Raw genomic sequence first — 19854 nt, forward strand, 5'->3', positions numbered from 1 at the left:
ACAACGTGTCGAACTGGCCCCTGCTTAGTGTTCTGATCTGGCTGCCCATCCTGGGCGGTGCGCTGGTCCTCGCCGTGGGCAACGCCCGCGCGGGCGCAGCGCGCTGGCTGGGCCTGGCGGTCGCGGTACTGACGTTCGTCGCCAGCATCGGCCTGCTGACGGGCTTCGACTACGCGAATCCGAGCCTGCAGTTCATCGAGACCCATGCGTGGATCCCGAGCTTCGACATCCATTACAACCTGGGTGCCGACGGCATCGCGGTGGCGCTGTTGTTGCTCAACACCCTCATCACGGTGCTGACGCTGGCGGGTGCGTGGGGTTCGGTGAACAAGCGCGTGGCGCAGTACGTGGCGGCGTTCCTGATCCTGGAAGGCCTGACCAACGGCATTTTCGCTGCCAGCGACGCCGTACTGTTCTACGTGTTCTTCGAAGCGATGCTGATCCCGATGTTCCTGATCATCGGTGTCTGGGGCGGACCACGCCGCATCTATGCCTCGTTGAAGTTCTTCCTGTACACGTTCCTCGGCTCGGTGCTGATGCTGGTCGGTCTGGTGTACCTGTACATCAAGGGCGGCAGCTTCCAGCTGGCCGACCTGTACGCGATGCCGTTGAGCGCGAAGGAGCAGACCTGGCTGTTCTTCGCATTCCTGATCGCCTTCGCAGTCAAGATCCCCATGTTCCCGGTGCACACCTGGCTGCCGGACGCACACGTCGAGGCGCCGACCGCCGGCTCGGTCATCCTGGCGGCGATCGCGCTGAAGATCGGCGGTTACGGCCTGCTGCGCTTCAGCCTGCCGATCGTGCCGGATGCCGGCCATGAGTGGGCGATGTTCATCATCGTGCTGTCGCTGATCGCGGTCGTTTACGTGGGCCTGGTGGCGCTGGTGCAGGACGACATGAAGAAGCTGATCGCCTATTCGTCGGTCTCGCACATGGGCTTCGTGACGCTCGGCATCTTCATCGCCTTCAGCCTGGTGCGCGACTACGGCAACCTGGACGGCGCGCGCCTCGGCCTGCAGGGCGCGATGGTGCAGATGATCAGCCACGGTTTCATCTCCGGCGCGATGTTCACCTGCGTCGGCGTGCTGTACGACCGGATGCATACCCGCATGATCAAGGACTACGGCGGCGTCATCAATACGATGCCGTGGTTCGGCGCGTTCTTCATCCTGTTCGGCATGGCCAACTCCGGCCTGCCGGGCACCAGCGGCTTCGTCGGCGAGTTCATGGTGATCCTGGCCTCGTTCCAGCAGCACCCGCTGATCGCCTTCTTCGCCGCCACCACGCTGGTGATCGGTGCGGCCTACACACTGTGGCTGGTCAAGCGCGTGATTCTGGGCGACGTGGCCAATGCGCACGTGGCGGAGCTGAAGGACTTGTCCCTGCGCGAGGCCGTGGTGCTCGGCGGGTTCGCCGTCTGCGTGCTGGCGCTGGGCGTGTATCCCAAGCCGCTGACCGACCTGATGGAGCCGTCGATCGCGCAACTGGCGATGCAGCTCGCCAACAGCAAGCTGTAAGGAAGAACCATGACGACGCCGATGACCATGTCCGCCGCCGACCTGCAGCCGCTGCTGCCCGAACTGACATTGATCGGTGGTGCGTTCGCGCTGCTGATGCTGGACCTGTTCCTCGACAACTCCCGTCGCATCATCACCCACGCGCTCGCCCTGGTGGTCATGGCGGCGGTGGTATGGATGCTGGCGACGGGCGTGGGCGGGCAGGGGGCCGTGTTCAGCGGCATGTTCGTGCGCGACACGCTGGCCGACGTCAGCAAGGTGGTCATCGTCGCGGTCAGCGCACTCTCACTGATCTATGGCTGGCCGTACCTGCGCGAGCGCAACCTGTACCCGGGAGAGGCCCCGGTGCTGGTCATGTTCGCCACGGCGGGCATGATGATGATGGTGTCGGCGGGCAGTCTGGTGATGGTTTACCTGGGCCTTGAACTGCTGGCGCTGTGCTCATACGCACTGGTTGCGCTGAACCGCGACGACGGTCTGTCCACCGAGGCGGCGATGAAGTACATCGTGCTCGGCTCGCTCGCCTCGGGCTTGCTGCTGTACGGCATGTCGCTGGTGTACGGCGCGACCGGTTCGCTGCAGCTGCCGGCGATCTTCGATGCCACCGGCGCTGCGCTCGGTGGAAGCAGCGACGCGCGCATGCTGTTGCTGACGGGCGTGGTGTTCATGGTGGCGGGCGTGGCGTTCAAGCTAGGCGCGGCGCCGTTCCACATGTGGTTGCCCGACGTCTATCAGGGCGCGCCGACGCCGGTGACGCTGTTCATCAGCGCCGCTCCGAAGCTTGCTGCGTTCGGCATGGCGTTCCGCCTGCTGCAGGATGGCGTGGGCCCGGCGGCTGCGCAGTGGCAGTGGTTGCTGGCCGGGCTGGCGGCCGCGTCGCTGGTGATCGGCAACGTCATCGCGATCGCGCAGACCAATCTCAAGCGCATGCTGGCGTACTCGACGGTATCGCACGTCGGCTTCCTGCTGGTCGGCTTCGCTGGCGGCGGCGAGGTGGGGTATTCGGGCGCACTGTTCTACGCGATCAGTTACGCCATCATGTCGGCGGCCGCGTTCGGCGCGATCATCGTGCTGTCGCGGCAGGGTTTCGAGGCCGACAGGATCGACGACTTCAAGGGCCTGAATGCGCGCAACCCGTGGCAGGCCGGGCTGGTGCTGTGCGTGATGGCCTCGCTGGCCGGCGTGCCCCCGTTCCTGGGCTTCTGGGCCAAGCTGGTGGTGCTGGGCGCGGCCGTCAACGGCGGCTTCCTGTGGCTGGCCCTCGTCGGCGTGCTGTGCGCCGTGATCGGTGCGTTCTACTACCTGCGCGTCATCAAGGTGATGTATTTCGACGAGCCGGTGGGCGAACTCCCGCCGCCGCGTGCCGACCGCGTGGTGCCGATGGTGTTCGGCGTCAATGCACTGGCCCTGCTGGTGCTGGGCATCGCCTGGAACCCGATCATGGCGTGGTGCAAGCTGGCCTTCGCGGGCTGAGGTCGGATCCCGCGATCCACGCTGTCTTTCGCCGGCAGGGCGCTGCCGGCACCCGTGATGAACGCGATGTTTCAATTCGGTGCATGGCAAGGCTTGCAATGCGCCGGCGTATTCATCATAATTTCGCTTCTGCTGCGGGGTGGAGCAGTCTGGCAGCTCGTCGGGCTCATAACCCGAAGGTCGCAGGTTCAAATCCTGCCCCCGCTACCATGTTTATCCGAGGCCGCCGATACCGGCGGCCAACGAAAAGCCTGGGCACGCAACGACGCATGTTCCCGTCGTTGCACCGACATCCAGCGTATCGGACAAGGGGCCCATCGGGCCCCTTGTTTGTTTCAGCGAATGCAGAACCACGAACCATCGGCAGCGAATCCGTGAGCGACAAGGCCAACGACATCGCCAACCTGCTGGCACCCACCGTCCAGGCACTGGGCGTGGAGCTGCTCGGCATCGAATACCTGCCCGCGCCCGGCGGCGCCACCGTGCGCCTGTACATCGATGTGCAGGAAGCCGAGCGCGCCACGCGCCACGTCAACATCGAAGACTGCGAAGCGGTGAGCCGCGAAGTGTCCGCGCAGCTCGACGTCGAGGATCCGATCTCCGGCAACTACACGCTGGAAGTCTCCTCGCCGGGTGTGGACCGGCCGTTGTTCCGCCTGGAGCACTACGCGCGCTTCGTCGGCGAAACGGCCAAGGTCGTGCTGAAGCTGCCGCAGGAGCGTCGCCGTCGCCTGCAGGGCAAGATCACACGCCTCGAAGGCGACAGCATCGTGTTCACCGTCGACGACGCCGAGATGACGGTGGCGTTCGACAACATCGACAAGGCGCGGCTGGTCCCCGACTGGGCCGCGCTGGGCCTGGCGCCCGAGAAACCCGGTGGCGGCCGCAAGGCCGGTGCCAAGAAAGCCGGCGACGCCACGCGTGCGCCGGCCAAGAAAGCCAAGAAAAAACCCAACCAACCGGCGGCCCGCAAGCCGCGCGCGGAGTGATCAATGAGTAAGGAACTGTTGCTGGTCGTGGACGCGGTGGCCAACGAGAAGGGCGTGCCGCGCGAAGTCATCTTCGATGCCATCGAAGCTGCCCTGGCGTCCGCCGCCAAGAAGCGCTACCTGGATCAGGACGTGCAGGTGCGCGTCACCATCGACCACAAGGACGGCAGCTACGAGACGTTCCGCCGCTGGGAAGTGGTGGCAGACGACGTGGTGATGGAATCGCCCGACCGTCAGATCCGCCTGATGGACGCCGAGGACGAAGCCGAAGGCGCCGAAGTGGGCGACTGGATCGAAGAGAAGATCGAGAACCCCGATTTCGGCCGCATCGCCGCGCAGGCTGCCAAGCAGGTCATCGTGCAGCGCGTCCGCGAGGCCGAGCGCGCGCAGGTGGTCGACGCCTGGAAGGACCGCGTCGGCGAACTGGTCACCGGCGTGGTGAAGCGTGCCGAGCGCGGCAACATCTATGTGGACCTGGGCGGCAACGCCGAGGCCTTCATCCCGAAGGACAAGGGCATCCCGCGCGACGTGCTGCGCGCCGGCGACCGCGTCCGCGGCTACCTGTTCGACGTGCGTTACGAACCGCGCGGCCCGCAGCTGTTCATCAGTCGTGCCGCCCCGGAATTCATGATCGAGCTGTTCAAGCTCGAAGTGCCGGAAGTGGGCCAGGGCCTGGTCGAGATCAAGGCCTGCGCACGCGATCCGGGCGACCGCGCCAAGATCGCCGTGCTCGCGCACGACACTCGCACCGATCCGATCGGCGCCTGCATCGGCATGCGCGGTTCGCGCGTGCAGGCCGTGAGCAACGAGCTCAACGGCGAGCGCGTGGACATCGTGCTGTGGAACGACAATCCGGCCACCTTCGTCATCAACGCGATGGCGCCGGCCGAAGTGCAGTCGATCATCGTCGATGAAGAGAAGCACTCGATGGACCTGGCCGTGGCGGAAGACCGCCTGGCGCAGGCGATCGGCAAGGGCGGCCAGAACGTCCGCCTGGCCAGCCGCCTGACCGGCTGGCAGCTCAACGTCATGACCGCCGACCAGGTCCAGGCCAAGAGCGAGGCCGAGCAGGCCGTCGCCCGCCAGCTGTTCATGGACAAGCTGGAAGTGGACGAGGAGATCGCCGCCATCCTGGTCAGCGAAGGCTTCAGCACCGTCGAGGAAATCGCCTACGTGCCGGTCGGCGAGCTGCTGGCCGTCGAGGGCTTCGACGAGGACATCGTCGAGGAACTGCGTTCGCGCGCCCGCGACGCCCTGCTGAACGAAGCACTGGCCGAGGAAGAAGGGCTGGAAGGCGACCATCCGGCCGACGACCTGCTGGCGCTGGAAGGCATGGACGAGGAGACTGCGTTCGCGCTGGCCTCGCACGGTGTCCGCACCAGCGAGGACCTGTCCGACCTGGCGGCCGACGAAGTGGTCGAATTCGGCATCGAGGGGCTGGACGAGGGTCGCGCCGCCGCGCTGATCCTGGCCGCCCGTGCCGAAGAGATCGCTCGCTTGGAGCGCGGCGCATGACCGCCCTCCAGGCCCGCCTGGAATGCGGCGCATGAGCCACCCATGAACACCGCCCTGGCACCCGCAGGGCTTAGAATTCCCCCTCTTGAACAGGGTTGCCCCACCACCACCGGGGGGGCGGAATACCCAAACTAGGATCCGAATGTCGCAGCAAACCACCATCCGCAAGCTCGCTGAACTGGTCAACACGCCGGTAGAGAAACTCCTGGAGCAACTGTCCGAAGCGGGCATGAGCTTCAGCGGTCCCGATCAGGTCGTGACCAGCATGGAAAAAGTGAAGCTGCTCGGCTTTCTCAAGCGCTCGCACGGCAAGAGCGATGCCGCGGTGGATGAAGCTGCGCCCAAGAAGATCACGCTGAACCGCCGCAAGGTGCAGGAAGTCACCGTCGCGGCCGGACGCAGCAAGACCACGGTCAACGTGGAAGTGCGCCAGAAGCGTACGTACGTGAAGCCGACGGACGCCGAATCGGTGGCGACCAACTGGCAGAGCGAGGCCGATCCGGAGCGCGCGGAAATCCTGCGCAAGCTGGAGGAGTCCCGCCAGCGCAACCTCGACGAACAGCAGCGCCTGGCGCAGGAAGACGCCAAGCGCGCCGAGGAACTGGAGCGCCGCCGGCAGGAAGAGGCCGCCGCGCGCGCCGAAGCCGAAGCTGCGCGTGCACAGGCCGATGCGGAAGCCGCCGCACTGGCCGCCGGTGCCGTCGCTGTGGATGGCGACGAGTCGGTGCGTCCGGCCAAGCCCGCCACCCAGGGCCACCATGTGCCCAAGACGGTCGTGCGCAAGGATCCCCCGCGCACCGACGACCGCAACAACGCCGCTGCCGCCAAGCACAAGACGCGCGGTTCGCACGCGATGGTCGCCGGCGTCGAGGACGACGACAACACCAGCCGTTTCGCGGGCCAGCTGCACCTGTCCGCCGCCGATCGTGCCCGTCGTGGCGCGTCGCGTGGCAAGCCCAAGCCGCCGCGCCGCCATGAGCAGAGCCGCGGTGGCGGTGGTGCTCACGGCTTCGAGCGTCCGACGGCACCGATCGTGCGCGAAGTGGCGATCGGCGAGACCATCACCGTGGCCGACCTGGCGCAGAAGCTGGCGCTGAAGGGCGGCGACGTGGTGAAAGCGCTGTTCAGGATGGGCGTGATGGCCACCATCACCCAGACCATCGACCACGACACCGCTGCGCTGATCACCGAAGAGCTCGGCCACAAGGCCGTGCGCGCCGACGCCAACGACGTCGAGAACGAACTGCTGGCGCATTCGGAGGAGCAGCAGGGCGACAAGGTCGCGCGTCCGCCCGTGGTCACCATCATGGGTCACGTCGACCACGGCAAGACCTCGCTGCTGGACTACATCCGCCGTACCAAGATCGCCAGCGGCGAAGCCGGCGGCATCACCCAGCACATCGGTGCGTACCACGTGGAGACGCCGAAGGGCGTCATCAGCTTCCTCGACACCCCGGGCCACGCCGCGTTCACCGCGATGCGCGCCCGCGGCGCCAAGCTGACCGACATCGTGGTGCTGGTGGTCGCGGCCGATGACGGTGTCATGCCGCAGACCCGCGAAGCCATCCAGCACGCGAAGGCCGCGAAGGTGCCGCTGATCGTGGCGGTGAACAAGATCGACAAGTCCGACGCCGACCCGCTGCGCGTGAAGAACGAGCTGCTGGCCGAAGAAGTGGTCGCCGAAGAGTTCGGCGGCGACACCCAGATGGTCGAGATCTCGGCCAAGACGGGGCAGGGCGTGGACAACCTGCTGGACGCCATCTCCATCCAGGCCGAGCTGCTGGAACTGAAGGCCGTGGAAGACGGCCGCGCCAGCGGTGTGGTCATCGAATCCTCGCTGGACAAGGGCCGCGGCCCGGTCGCGACGGTGCTCGTGCAGCAGGGCACCCTGAAGAAGGGCGACTACCTTGTCTGCGGCATCCAGTACGGCCGCGTGCGGGCACTGTTCGACGAGACCGGCAGCCAGCCGCCGTCGGCCGGCCCGTCCATCCCGGTGCAGGTGCTGGGCCTGTCCGGCGTGCCGGAGGCGGGCGACGACTTCGTCGTGGTCGCCGACGAGCGCCTGGCCAAGGACGTGGCGCAGCAGCGCGACGCCAAGCGCCGCGAATCGCGCCTGGTGCAGTCTGCCGGCAGCCGCATGGAAGACATCATGGCGCAGCTGGGCAAGGGCGAAGGCCAGCTCAGCCTCAACCTGATCGTCAAGGCGGACGTGCAGGGTTCGGTGGAAGCGCTGCGCCATTCGCTGGTCGCGCTGTCCAACGAGTCGATCCGCATCAACATCATCAGCTCCGGCGTGGGCGGCATCACCGAGTCCGACGCCAACTCCGCGGTCACCTCGAAGGCCACCGTCATCGGCTTCAACGTGCGTGCCGATGCGTCCGCGCGTCGCATCATCGAAGCCAACGGCGTGGACCTGCGCTACTTCTCGATCATCTATGACGTGATCGACCAGGTGAAGCAGGTGGCGTCCGGCCTGCTGGGCGTGGAGATCCGCGAAGAGATCATCGGCATCGCCGAAGTGCGCGACGTGTTCCGCAGCTCCAAGTTCGGCGCGGTCGCAGGCTGCATGGTGGTCGAAGGCACGGTCAAGCGGAACAAGCCGATCCGCGTGCTGCGCGCCAGCACGGTGGTGTTCGAAGGCGAACTGGAATCGCTGCGCCGCTTCAAGGAGAACGTCGACGAAGTGCGCAACGGCACCGAGTGCGGCATCGGCGTGAAGGCCTACAACGACGTGCAGCCGGGCGACCAGATAGAGTGCTTCGAGCGCATCGAAGTGCAGCGCACGCTCTGATCATGCCGACCAAGTCGTTCCACCGCACCGACCGCGTTTCCGCCCAGCTCCGTCGCGAGCTGGGCACGCTGGTGCACGAAGCCGTGCGCGAGCACGGCCTGCCGTCGGTCAGCGTCTCCGACGTCGAGGTCACCCGCGACATGGCGCACGCGAAGGTGTTCGTCACCGCGCTGATGCCGGAACGCTCGGTCGAGGCGATGAAGGGCCTGAAGGAACTGGCCTGGGGGTTGCGCATGGAGCTGGCACGCCGCGTGAAGATGCGGCATGTGCCGGAACTGCACTTCCACTACGATGACTCCGTCGACCGCGGCGAGCGCATCGAGAACCTGCTGCGCGACCTGCCGCCCCCTCCGGCAGACGAAGAGCCGCGGGACCCGTAAGCGGAGGCGGCGCCCGGCCCGCGCATGGTCGAGCCCGCCGCCATGCCGTCCGTCGGAACGGTCCGCGCCACCGTTGGTGTGCGGAACCCGCGAGCCGCGCTTGCAGGCGCGCGCGATGCTCTTGCTCTTCCCTGCATGCGAAGAGCGTCGCGGGCGTGGCCTGCACCCACCGAAAGGAACGCGTTGCTTCCCATGGCGTCGCCCAAGACCAAGTTCCGCGCCCTTGACGGCATCCTGCTGCTCGACAAGCCGCAGGGCATGAGTTCGAACGGTGCGCTGCAGGTCGCGCGTCGCCTGTTCAGGGCCGAAAAGGGCGGTCATACCGGAAGCCTGGATCCGTTGGCGACCGGCCTGTTGCCCCTGTGTTTCGGCGAAGCCACCAAGATCGCCGGATTGCTGCTGGGGTCGCGCAAGGCCTACGACACGGTCGCCGTGCTCGGAACTACCACCGATACCGACGACGCCGATGGCGTCCCGCTGCGCCAGCGCCCGATACCGCCGCTGGATGCCACCACCATCGCTGCTGCGCTCGCGCCACTGAAGGGTCGCATCCGCCAGCGCGCTCCCATCTACTCCGCGCTGAAGCAGGGGGGCGAGCCGCTCTACACGAAGGCGCGGCGGGGTGACGTCATCGAAGCGCCGGAGCGCGAGGTCGAGGTCCACGGCATCGAGATCCTCGGGATCGCGCCTGATCGGCTCTCCTTGCGCGTGGAATGCGGGTCCGGGACCTACGTGCGCAGCCTGGTCCGTGACCTCGGCGAGGCGTTGGGGTGCGGCGCCCATGTCGGGGCCCTGCGGCGCCTCTGGGTCGATCCGTTCATGCAGGCGCCTATGTATACCCTGGAGGCGTTGCAGGCGTTGGCTGAACAAGGGGGCGACGCTGCCCTGGAGGCCTGCCTGCTGCCCATCGAGTCCGGTCTGGCCGGCTTCCCGCGTGTCGAGGTGGATGCTGTCGGTGCACGCCGGTTGGCGCAGGGGCAAAGGTTGCGGGGGTATCCACCCAGCGAGGTCCCGGTGGCGATCCACGGGCCGGAAGGACGCGTGCTGGGCCTCGGGACGGTCGATGCCGAAGGCACGCTGTCGCCGCAGCGGCTGTTCGCCTGGGCGGTGGCCGGCACCGCCGTGAAGACGGATCGCGCGCAATAGAACCTTGTTTCACAAGGACCCGGAGGCTACACTACGCCGCCGGTTTTATGCCGGTATCTCGTTCATTTCCCAGCTTCATCAACGGCGAGCCAGGCGGTGCGCGCGGAGGACACCCGCGTTCCTGCAGGCCACGCATCCACCAGAGAAAACGCATGTCCATCGATACCCAGAAAGTCATTGCCGACAACGCGCGCGGCGCCAACGACACCGGTTCGCCGGAAGTCCAGGTGGCCCTGATCACCGCCCGCATCGAGCACCTGAGCGGCCACTTCAAGACCCACAAGAAGGATCACCACAGCCGCCGTGGCCTGCTGCAGCTGGTCAATCGCCGCCGCAGCCTGCTTGACTACCTCAAGAAGAAAGACAACGAGCGCTACAAGACCCTGATCGAAAAGCTCGGTCTGCGTCGCTGATATACCCCCGACCGCGGCGCAGAGATGCGCCGCGGTTTGCATTTCAGGGAACGGAATGCGCTGCATCCGCTGGCCGCACCGGGCCCGCCCCTCCCAGCACCACCGGCCGGACGCATCCGGCCAGCCACGCGCGACAAGGGTCGCGTGAGGTCCAACCCGCACAAGGCATCCCAAGGAAACCCCCGTGGCAAAAATCACCAAAACCTTCCAGTACGGCAAGCACCAGGTCACCCTGGAGACCGGCGAAGTCGCCCGCCAGGCCGGCGGCGCCGTCGTCGTCAAGTTCGACGACACCGTGCTGCTGGTCACCGCCGTGGCCGCGAAGTCCGCCCGCGAGGGCCAGGACTTCTTCCCCCTGACGGTCGACTACCAGGAGAAGTTCTACGCCGGCGGCCGCATCCCCGGTGGCTTCTTCAAGCGCGAAGGTCGTGCGACCGAGAAGGAGACGCTGATCTCCCGCCTGATCGATCGCCCGCTGCGCCCGCTGTTCCCGGAAGAGTTCCGCAATGAAGTGCAGGTCATCGCCACGGTGATGTCGCTGAACCCGGAAATCGACGGTGACATCCCGGCGCTGATCGGTGCCTCCGCCGCCGTCGCCCTGACCGGCGCGCCGTTCAACGGCCCGATCGGTGCCGCCAAGGTCGGCTACGTCAATGGCGAGTACGTGCTGAACCCGACCGTCAGCGAACTGAAGGACTCCAAGCTGGAGCTCGTGGTCGCCGGTACCGCCAACGCCGTGCTGATGGTCGAATCCGAAGCCGCCGAGCTGTCGGAAGAAGTGATGCTGGGCGCGGTGATGTTCGGTCACCGCGAGATGCAGAAGGTCATCGCCGTGATCAACGAGCTGGTGGCCGAAGCCGGCAAGCCGAAGTGGGACTGGCAGCCGCCGGCCAAGAACGAAGGCCTGATCGCCGCCCTGCGCCATGCGGTGGGCGACAGCCTGGCCGGTGCGTTCCAGGTGCGCGACAAGATCGAGCGCCGCGATGCCATCTCCAGCCTGAAGAAGGCCATCCTGGGCGCGCTGGCGCCGCAGGCCGAGAGCAATGCCTGGAGCACGGGCGACCTGTCGAAGGAATTCAGCGAGCAGGAATACCAGACCATGCGCGCCTCGGTCCTAAAGACCAAGGTCCGCATCGACGGCCGTGCGCTCGACCAGGTGCGCCCGATCTCCTCCAAGGTCAGCGTGCTGCCGCGCGTGCACGGCTCCGCGCTGTTCACCCGTGGCGAAACGCAGGCGATCGTCGCCGTCACGCTGGGCACCGCCCGCGATGGCCAAGTGATCGACGCCGTGGCCGGCGAGTGGAAGGACCACTTCCTGTTCCACTACAACTTCCCTCCGTTCTCGGTGGGCGAAGCCGGCCGCATGATGGGTCCGAAGCGTCGCGAAATCGGCCATGGCCGCCTCGCCAAGCGCGGCGTGCTCGCCGTGATGCCGACGATGGAAGCCTTCCCGTACACCATCCGCGTGGTGTCGGAAATCACCGAGTCGAACGGTTCCTCGTCGATGGCCTCGGTCTGCGGCAGCTCGCTGGCGCTGATGGATGCGGGCGTGCCGATCAAGGCGCCGGTGGCCGGCATCGCGATGGGCCTGGTGAAGGAAGGCGACGAGTTCGTCGTGCTGAGCGACATCCTGGGTGACGAAGACCACCTGGGCGACATGGACTTCAAGGTCGCCGGTACCGCCAACGGCGTGTCCGCGCTGCAGATGGACATCAAGATCGAAGGCATCACCGAAGAGATCATGAAGCAGGCGCTGACGCAGGCGAAGGCCGGCCGACTGCACATCCTGGGTGAAATGGCCCAGGCGATGTCCGCACCGCGCCAGGAACTGAGCGAGTTCGCGCCGCGCCTGATCACCATCAAGATCCACCCCGACAAGATCCGCGAAGTGATCGGCAAGGGCGGTTCGGTGATCCAGGCCATCACCAAGGAAACCGGCACGCAGATCGACATCCAGGACGACGGCACCATCACCATCGCCTCGGTGAACGGCGCCGCCGGCCAGGCCGCCAAGGCCCGCATCGAGCAGATCACGTCCGACGTCGAGCCGGGCCGCATCTACGAAGGCAAGGTCGCCAAGATCATGGACTTCGGTGCGTTCGTCACCATCCTCCCGGGCAAGGACGGCCTGGTGCACGTGTCGCAGATCTCCAACGACCGCGTCGAGAAGGTCAGCGACGCGCTGAAGGAAGGCGACGTGGTCAAGGTCAAGGTGCTGGAAGTCGACAAGCAGGGTCGTATCCGCCTGTCGATCAAGGCCGTGGAAGAAGGCGAGGGCGTGTCGGCCGAGTAAGCCGCACGACATCGCAAGGCATGACGGAAAAGCGGGCTTCGGCCCGCTTTTTCTTTTGGGTCACGGAGTGCCGCGTTGCGGCGCATCGTGCCTGCGCACGGCCATCGTCCGTGTCTTTCTACGATCGCCGGACTTCCGTCCTGGCTGCGTCGGTTTCCCGGCTCGCGGCACGGGCGTAGCCGCCCGTGCCTTCGGTTCGCCCCGCGCAAACGCAGGCGAGCCCGGCACTGCTGCCGCCGCGCAACGGCGCGGACATGCCCCTTTTCCGCGCGTCCCGCCTGCGCACGACGTCGACGTGATGCAGGGCGAGCCTAGGGCGCTCCCGTTCTGGCACCGGACTTGCACGGCGTCATGCGCGTCACGGAATTTGCGAAATTCGAATTTCAGTTTTGCGTCGGCATGCCGATAGGAACGGGAAGAACGTCGAAGAAGTGCAGCGGGGAAGCTGCCTTTCGTGAGCAGGGGAAACGTCCGTACCGGCGTGGTGTGGCGCCTTCCGGGGAGCCGCCGAGGCGATGTCTCGGGGTTCGTCTGGCGTCGTGCAGTGCGGGACGACGACACGCGGTTTGGTCACTTGGGGGAAATCGATGGAATCAGTCGTCGGCACGCGTGCGCGGGCCAACAGCGGGCCGATGTCGGTCTGCCGCACGTCTCTCCGGCCATGGCGGCTCCTGCTGCTCGCGTCGACCCTGCTGCCTTGCCTGGCGAACGCTGCCGACGGCAAGGGCTATGCCGATGCGCCGGTACGCAAGGCCGGCCTGTGGGAGGTGACGATCATCGCGCACGCACCACCGGGTGCGGGCGGGCGTATGCAGCCTGCCATGACCGCGCTCCAGTGCACCGACGCGGGTGCCGAGCGCGTGGTGCCGTTGTTCCTGCTTCCCGCCCGCGAGCAGTGCCGCCAGATCACCGTTTCCAGGAACGGCAGTGGCCATGAGATCAACACCGTCTGCGAGACGCACGGCCAGCGCGTCGACACGCAGGTGAAGGTGCAGGGCGACATGCAGGCCCGGTATGAGGGCACCTATCGCATCCGCTACCCGGCGTCTCCTTCGAACGACACAGGACACGTGCCGTTCAAGGGGCGCTGGCTGGGCCGGTGCAAGCCCGGCCAGCGCGCCGGCGACATGGTGCTGCCGAACGGCATCACCGTGAACACGGTCGACGATGCGCGGCGCGCAAGCGGGCACGCGCATTGAACGGCCTCGCTGTCCCGGATGCATGGCGTCACGCCACGCCGCATCCGCATCGCACGCCGGGCATGGCCATGCCCACCACTTCTTGCTCGCGCAACACGGGGTCGCCCGTGGCGCTTTCTAGTCTTCTTGCTTTCAGGACGGAACGGATCATGCAGATTGCCGCGGTAGTTGGAGAACGATGGGCCGCCCTGGCCTGTCACGGGAACGGAAGGAAACGCATCGCCACGGTCTGCGTCCTGATGCTTCTGGCGCTGTTCCTCCCGGCCGCGCACGCGCAGGTCAAGAACGGCGGCTTCGAAACGCAGAACTTCTCGGAGTGGAAGCTCGAACGCTACACGCGCTCATCCAGTGCCCTGCCGGTCGTGCCGCCGACCAACAGCAGCCAGCTGACCCTGGGTGCGGTGCAGGAGACCGTTCCCAGCAGCAACACGGTCAACACCGCCTTCGGCGGCAATGTCCGCATCCTCACCGCGGCCGGCACTGCCGCCAACACCGGTGGCAACGGTGCGCGCTATCCCTTCTCCGGCACCGCGTCTTCGCTGCTGGGTGGCAACGGTGCGCGCGCCGCGTATGCGATGGAGCAGCAAGCGACGATGGTGCTGAGCGACGTCGATCCCGTCGACGGCAAGGTCCACCTGCGCTTCGCGATGGCGCCGGTGCTCAACAATCCCAACCATCCCGCAGGCCAGCAGCCCTTCTTCTTCGTCGAAGTCATCAATCTGACGAAGGGCAACACCCAGCTCTTCCATACCTTCAACTATTCGAACCAGGCCGGCATTCCCTGGCAGTCGTTCGGTGCCTACCAGTTCACCAACTGGCAGGGCTTCGACATCTCGCCGGGCAACGGACGGCTGGACGTCGGCGACCAGATACGGCTGAAGGTCTACGTGGCGAACTGCTCCGCAGGCGCCGCCGACCACACCGCCCAGGTCTACATGGACGTGTTCGGTTCGAAGATGCCGGGTCTCAGCGTGTCCGCCGTCGGCCCGTCGACGACCAAGCCCGGTGAGCAGGTCACCTACACCTACAACTACGTCAACAACTCGGGCGTCTATGCGCTCGGTTCGATCGTCCGCCTCGCGGCGCCGATCACCGAAAACGGCCTGCCGCTCACGTTCGTCCCCAATGCGTTTCCCGCGTCGTGTTCCGGTCCCCACGCCGGCACGGCCCCGCGCGCGGACTACATCGACTGTCCGGTCGGCGATCTCGTGGCCGGCGCCGGCGGCAGCTTCCCGGTGACGTTCACCGTACCCGCCGGTGCGGCGACGACCGGCCCGAACAACGTCATCAACAATGGCGACTACGATGTGCGCGCGAATACGGTCAGCCCTTTCATCGGGCCGCTCGTCAAGACCACGATCTCGCCGGCGAGCACCACGCTGATCGACCTGGGCGTCATTGTCGGCAACGGCAACGTGCCGTCCTACCTGGTCGGCGGCGCGGTGGCCTACACCATCACCGTGACCAACCATGGTCCGGTCGACGCCAACGGCGCAAGCCTGTCGCAAAGCCTGAGCGGTGCGAACGGCACCGCTGCCTGGACCTGCTCGGTCCCGGGCGGCAGCACGGCCAGCTGCGGCGCCACCAGCAGTGGGTCCGGCACCCTGTCGACGGCCACCGCCAACCTGCCGGTGGGCCAGTCGCTGGTCTACACCGTCAACGGCATCACCGCGGCATCGGCCGGTACGCCGGTAGTGACGGTGGTCAGCGTGACGCCGCCAGCCGGGATGTCGGACAGCGTCGCGGCCAACAATACCGATGGCCTCAGCACGCCCGTGAGTGCCGCGCAGCACCTGCTCACCGCCCACACCACGGGTGCCGGCAGCGGACGCCTCAATGCCATTCCCGCGGTCTACGCTTGCCCGTCGGGCGGCGCGAGGACGGCCTGCAGTTCGGGGAACCTGGGTGAGGGGCAGGAGGCCTACCTCACCGCCGTGGCCGACAACGGTTCGCTCTTCAAGGGCTGGACAGGCGGATGCGCCAGTGTGACCGGCAACGAATGCCGCGTGCAGATGGGCACGCAGGACCTGCAGGTCACCGCGGACTTCGCCCGGGTCTGGATCGTCACGCCCAGCGTCGCTGGCGGCACCCTGGGCAACGCGGCGGCGCAGGTGATCGAGGACGGGCAGGGGACCAGCTTCACCTTCACCCCGACCACTGCAGGCCACGTTCCCACGATCACCACCCCGCCCGGCGCCAATACGTGCCCGGGCACGCTGAGCGGCCCGACCGCCGGCGCCTACACCTACACCGTCACGCCGGTGACGCAGGATTGCGCATTCCACGTTGCGTTCGCGGGCCAGCCGCGGCTGGAAATCGCCAAGACCGCATCCATCGTCGCGCCCGCCGCGGCGTCCGTGGGCGTGCCGTTCGACTACACGATCACGGTCACCAACACGGGCGCAGGGCCGACCTCCGCCGCTGCCACCGTCACGGACCCGGTGCCGGCAGGCCTCACCCTCGGGACGCTGCCCGCCGGTTGCACGACCAACCCGGTCGGCAGCCAGACGGTGGTGTGCACCATCGCCTCGGGGCTGTCGAACATCGCACCCGCCAATGCCGCGAGCTTCGTGATCGCAGCGACGCCGCAGGGTGCCGTCAACAACACCACCGTGTCGAACACGGCCACGGTGACTGGCGGCGGCGATCCCGCCTGCGCCACCGCCGGCAGCTGTGCCAGCGCACCCGTGGATACGCCGATCGTCGCACCCCGCCTCGAGATCCAGAAGACCGGTCCGGCGACGGCGGTCGTTGCGGTGCCCTACGACTATATCATCACGGTGACCAACTCGGGTACTGCCGCGACATCGTCGGTTGCGACGATGACCGACGTGGTGCCCGCAGGCCTGAGCATCGGCACGCTGCCCGCTGGCTGTGCGACGAATCCGTCCGGCAGCCAGACCGTGGTGTGCGCGGTCCCGGCCGGCCTGTCCCATGCCGCGCCGGGCAACACGGCGACCTACGTGATCCCGGTGACGGCGACCGTGTCCGCAACCGCCAGCGTCGACAACATCGCCAGCATCCAGGGCGGCGGCGATCCGGATTGTGCCGCGGGCTGCGCCAGCACGCCGGTCACGACGGCGCTGGCCGCACAGGCCCCCGTCCTGTCGATCACCAAATCTGTGACATCGACCGGTCCTTATCGCCTTGGCAGCGTCGTCGCGTATCAGTTCGTGGTCGAAAACATCGGCAACCTGTCGCTCACCGGCATCGTGGTGAACGACGCGCGACTCGATGCGCCGGCCGCCTGCGCGTCGACGACACTGCAGCCTGGCGACAGCACCACCTGCACGGGCGTGCATACCGTGACGGCGGAAGAAGTGGCCGCCGGCAACGTGCACAACAGCGCGACGGCCAGCGGTCAGCCGCCGACGCCGCCGGGGGGTCCGACGCCACCAGCCATCACCAGTCCTTCGAGCGAAGTGGACACGGCGACCGAACAGCTGCCGGCGATGACGCTGGTGAAGTCGGTGACGTCGACGGGCCCGTATCGCGCAGGCAGCACGATCGCCTACCGGTTCGAGGTGGAGAACACCGGCAACGTGACCCTGGCGAACGTGGCCGTGAGCGATGCGATGGCCGGGCTCAGTCCGCTGGCCTACGCGTGGCCTGGGTTGGCGGGACAGCTGCAGCCGGGCGAGAAGGTCGTGGCGAACGCGACCTACAGCGTGACGCCTGACGACGTGCTGGCCGGCCAGGTGCGCAACACCGCGATGGCCACGGGCCAGCCGCCCACGCCGCCGGGAGGCGCTCCGTCGCCCGGCGTGAGCACGCCCACCAGCAGCGTGGACACCGACATCCTGCCTGCGGTGAATGCGGTCGACGACGCGCCCGCCCCCGTGGATGGGGCTCGCGGCAATCCGTCGGTCGGGAACGTCTACGACAACGACACGATCAACGGTGTGGTGGTGGATCCGTCGCGCGTCACCGGCACGGTGACCACACCGGCGACCTCGCTCAACGGTGGTCCGGTTCCGGTCCTGGATCCGGCAACGGGCATCGTGTCCGTCCCGGCCGGGACACCGGCGGGCACGTACACGATCGGTTACCGCCTCTGCGAAACGCAGACGCCGGACAACTGCGACGACGCGACGGTCACGCTCACCGTGACGGCCACGATCATCGATGCCGTGGAGGACGCGTTCGTCCCGATCCGCAGCGGCACGGGCGGGACCTCGCCCAGCGTACTGGGCAACGACACCCTGGGCGGTGGTCCTGCGCAGATCGGCCAGGTCACGCTGGTGCCGGGCAGTCCGCCCATCCCGGGACTGGTGATGAACCCCGACGGCACCGTCACGATGACCGCGGGCACGCCGCCCGGTACGTACCGTTATCCGTACACCCTGTGCGAAGTGCTGAACCCGGCCAACTGCGATACGGCCGATGCCGTCGTGGTGGTCAGTGGCGAAGCGCTGCTGCGCGTGACCAAGGTCGCAGGCGTGCGCGACGTGCAGACCGGCGACCTGGTGCGCTACACGGTGTCGGTCGAGAACCTGGGCGACGGTCCGCTGGTCGACGGCCGCATCATCGATACGCCGCCCGCGGGCTTCACCTACGTGGAAGGCTCGTTGTCGGTCAGCGACGGCGACAACGCGGCCACGGTGGCCGGCCAGTCTCCGGTGCGGTTCGAAGGCCTCGACATTCCGGTCGGTGGTAGCGCCCGCCTGGTGTACGCGATGCGGGTGGGCGCCGGTACGCGCGCCGGCACGCAGGTCAACCAGGCGCAAGCGGTGTCGTCGTCCGGTGAGCCGCTGTCCAACGTGGCGAGCGCCGACGTGATGCTGGTGGCCGACGCGATGGTGGAAGACAGCCTGCTGTTCGGCACGGTGTTCAACGACCGCGACGGCGATGGTTGGCAGGACAGCGCCACGCTGAGCGGTATCCGCGTGCAGGGCGGGTTCGCGTCGGGTGCCTACGTGGCGGGTTCGACCACGCTGGATCGCGGCACGGGTCCGCAGCCGCAGGCCGATGCCAGCGCGCCGCTGCTGCACGGCATCGTCGTGGGCACTGTGGAAGGGCGCCAGTCCGAGGCCGATCCCGTGAGCGGCCGCCAGGTGGTGATCCGCCAGACGTTGCGCGAGCCCAGCTTCACCGACGACTTCGTGCTGAGCAGCGACCAGGGCGTGACCTTGCGGATGGACCGCCACGGCGTCACTTCGGTCGAAACGCGTGGCGACGCGGCCAAGGGCCTCACGGCGGCGATGCCCACGGTGGAGCGTCGTGTCGCGCAGGGCGCGGACGGCTACGTGGTGGACTACGTCATCGGCAACGCCGGTATCGAGGAACGCGGCGTGCCGGGCGTGCGCATCGCCACCGTGGAAGGTCTGTTGATCGAGACCGACCTGTTCGGCCGCTACCACCTCGCCGGCGTGTCCGGTGGCACGTGGGAGCGCGGACGCAACGTGATCCTGAAGGTGGATCCGTCCACGCTGCCCGCCGGCACCACGATGACGACGGACAACCCGCTGCTGCGCCGGGTGACCCCCGGTGTGCCGGTGCGCTTCGACTGGGGCGTGGTGCTGCCCGAACAGGTGATCGAAGGCGGCAGCGACCAGCTGGAACTCGAACTGGGCGAGGTGCAGTTCGCGCCGGGCAGCGCCGTGTTGCCCGCGCGCTACCAGCCGCTGGTGAGTGCCATGGCCGCCAAGGTGCGCGAGTACCAGGGCGGTGAGGTGGTGATCCAGGCCGATGGCGACAGCGAAGGACGCGCGTTCGATCGGGCCAATGCGGTCAAGGACGCCTTGCTGGCCCAGCTCGACGGGCCGGCGGCCAAGGCACTGACGGTGAGCGTCCGCGCAAGGCCGGAGGCGCCGGCGTCGCTGGTCGCCGGTGTGCGGGATGACGCCGCGCTGCTCGGCACGGTGCTGTTCGATACCGACAAGGCGACGATCCGCGCCGAGTTCGCACCGCTGCTCGACGCGATCGCGGCCGCGCTCGAACGCAGGGGCGGAGGCGGCGTCGTCATCGTGGGCCACGCCGACCGGCGCGGCTCGCATGCCTACAACAGCGCGCTGGGAATGCAACGTGCGAAGGCGGTATTCGACGCCCTCGCCGGACGACTCAGCGCATCGGCCCGCGCGACGTTGCGGGTGGAAATCGAAAACGACCCGGTCGCGCCCGACGGCGCGCGGAACTGAG

General features: G+C 67.5%; 12 protein-coding genes and 1 tRNA gene. 12 read left to right on the forward strand and 1 reads right to left on the reverse strand.

Features of this window, described 5'->3' with window-relative positions:
- Positions 1-5: 5 nt before the first annotated feature.
- The 11 genes from CYU89_RS16655 to CYU89_RS16705 all read left to right on the forward strand — a co-directional run bounded on the left by CYU89_RS16655 (position 6) and on the right by CYU89_RS16705 (position 13716).
- The gene (locus tag CYU89_RS16655; protein WP_296282666.1) at positions 6-1517 is read left to right on the forward strand and encodes an NADH-quinone oxidoreductase subunit M; all 1512 of its coding nucleotides are present in this window, start codon (positions 6-8) and stop codon (positions 1515-1517) included.
- A gap of 9 nt (positions 1518-1526) precedes the next feature.
- Complete coding sequence (nuoN, locus tag CYU89_RS16660; protein ID WP_296282667.1) at positions 1527-2990, forward strand: NADH-quinone oxidoreductase subunit NuoN; 1464 nt, start codon at positions 1527-1529, stop codon at positions 2988-2990.
- 133 nt (positions 2991-3123) lie between these two features.
- Positions 3124-3200, forward strand: a tRNA-Met gene (locus tag CYU89_RS16665).
- 164 nt (positions 3201-3364) lie between these two features.
- Positions 3365-3979 (forward strand): ribosome maturation factor RimP, encoded by a 615-nt coding sequence (gene rimP / locus CYU89_RS16670; RefSeq protein WP_296282668.1) that lies wholly within the window; start codon positions 3365-3367, stop codon positions 3977-3979.
- 3 nt (positions 3980-3982) lie between these two features.
- Positions 3983-5494, forward strand: a complete 1512-nt coding sequence (gene nusA / locus CYU89_RS16675; RefSeq protein ID WP_296282669.1) for a transcription termination factor NusA — start codon at positions 3983-3985, stop codon at positions 5492-5494.
- A 142-nt stretch (positions 5495-5636) separates the two neighbouring features.
- Positions 5637-8285, forward strand: coding sequence for a translation initiation factor IF-2 (gene infB, locus CYU89_RS16680; RefSeq protein ID WP_296282670.1), 2649 nt, complete (start codon positions 5637-5639; stop codon positions 8283-8285).
- A gap of 2 nt (positions 8286-8287) precedes the next feature.
- Positions 8288-8665 carry a 30S ribosome-binding factor RbfA gene (gene rbfA, locus CYU89_RS16685; RefSeq protein ID WP_296282671.1) on the forward strand — a complete coding sequence of 126 codons (378 nt, stop codon included), beginning with the start codon at positions 8288-8290 and terminating at the stop codon, positions 8663-8665.
- 192 nt (positions 8666-8857) lie between these two features.
- Positions 8858-9811, forward strand: coding sequence for a tRNA pseudouridine(55) synthase TruB (truB, locus tag CYU89_RS16690; protein ID WP_296282672.1), 954 nt, complete (start codon positions 8858-8860; stop codon positions 9809-9811).
- 152 nt (positions 9812-9963) lie between these two features.
- Positions 9964-10224: a 30S ribosomal protein S15 gene (gene rpsO / locus CYU89_RS16695; RefSeq protein WP_142124238.1), complete on the forward strand. Its 261-nt coding sequence runs from the start codon at positions 9964-9966 to the stop codon at positions 10222-10224.
- Positions 10225-10408: 184 nt separating this feature from the next.
- Positions 10409-12517, forward strand: a complete 2109-nt coding sequence (gene pnp, locus CYU89_RS16700; RefSeq protein WP_296282673.1) for a polyribonucleotide nucleotidyltransferase — start codon at positions 10409-10411, stop codon at positions 12515-12517.
- 587 nt (positions 12518-13104) lie between these two features.
- Entirely contained in the window at positions 13105-13716 is a 612-nt protein-coding gene (locus CYU89_RS16705) for a DUF3617 family protein (protein WP_296282674.1), read from the forward strand.
- A 28-nt stretch (positions 13717-13744) separates the two neighbouring features.
- Here CYU89_RS16705 and CYU89_RS16710 read toward each other — a convergent pair whose 3' ends face one another.
- Positions 13745-13867: a hypothetical protein gene (locus CYU89_RS16710; protein ID WP_296282675.1), complete on the reverse strand. Its 123-nt coding sequence runs from the start codon at positions 13865-13867 to the stop codon at positions 13745-13747.
- An 88-nt stretch (positions 13868-13955) separates the two neighbouring features.
- On the opposite strand from CYU89_RS16710, the gene CYU89_RS16715 reads away from it, so the two are divergent.
- Positions 13956-19853: an OmpA family protein gene (locus CYU89_RS16715; RefSeq protein ID WP_296282676.1), complete on the forward strand. Its 5898-nt coding sequence runs from the start codon at positions 13956-13958 to the stop codon at positions 19851-19853.
- Position 19854 lies beyond the last annotated feature (1 nt).

Origin of the sequence: Pseudoxanthomonas sp. (genome assembly GCF_002863005.1) — a bacterium.
GTDB lineage: Bacteria > Pseudomonadota > Gammaproteobacteria > Xanthomonadales > Xanthomonadaceae > Pseudoxanthomonas_A.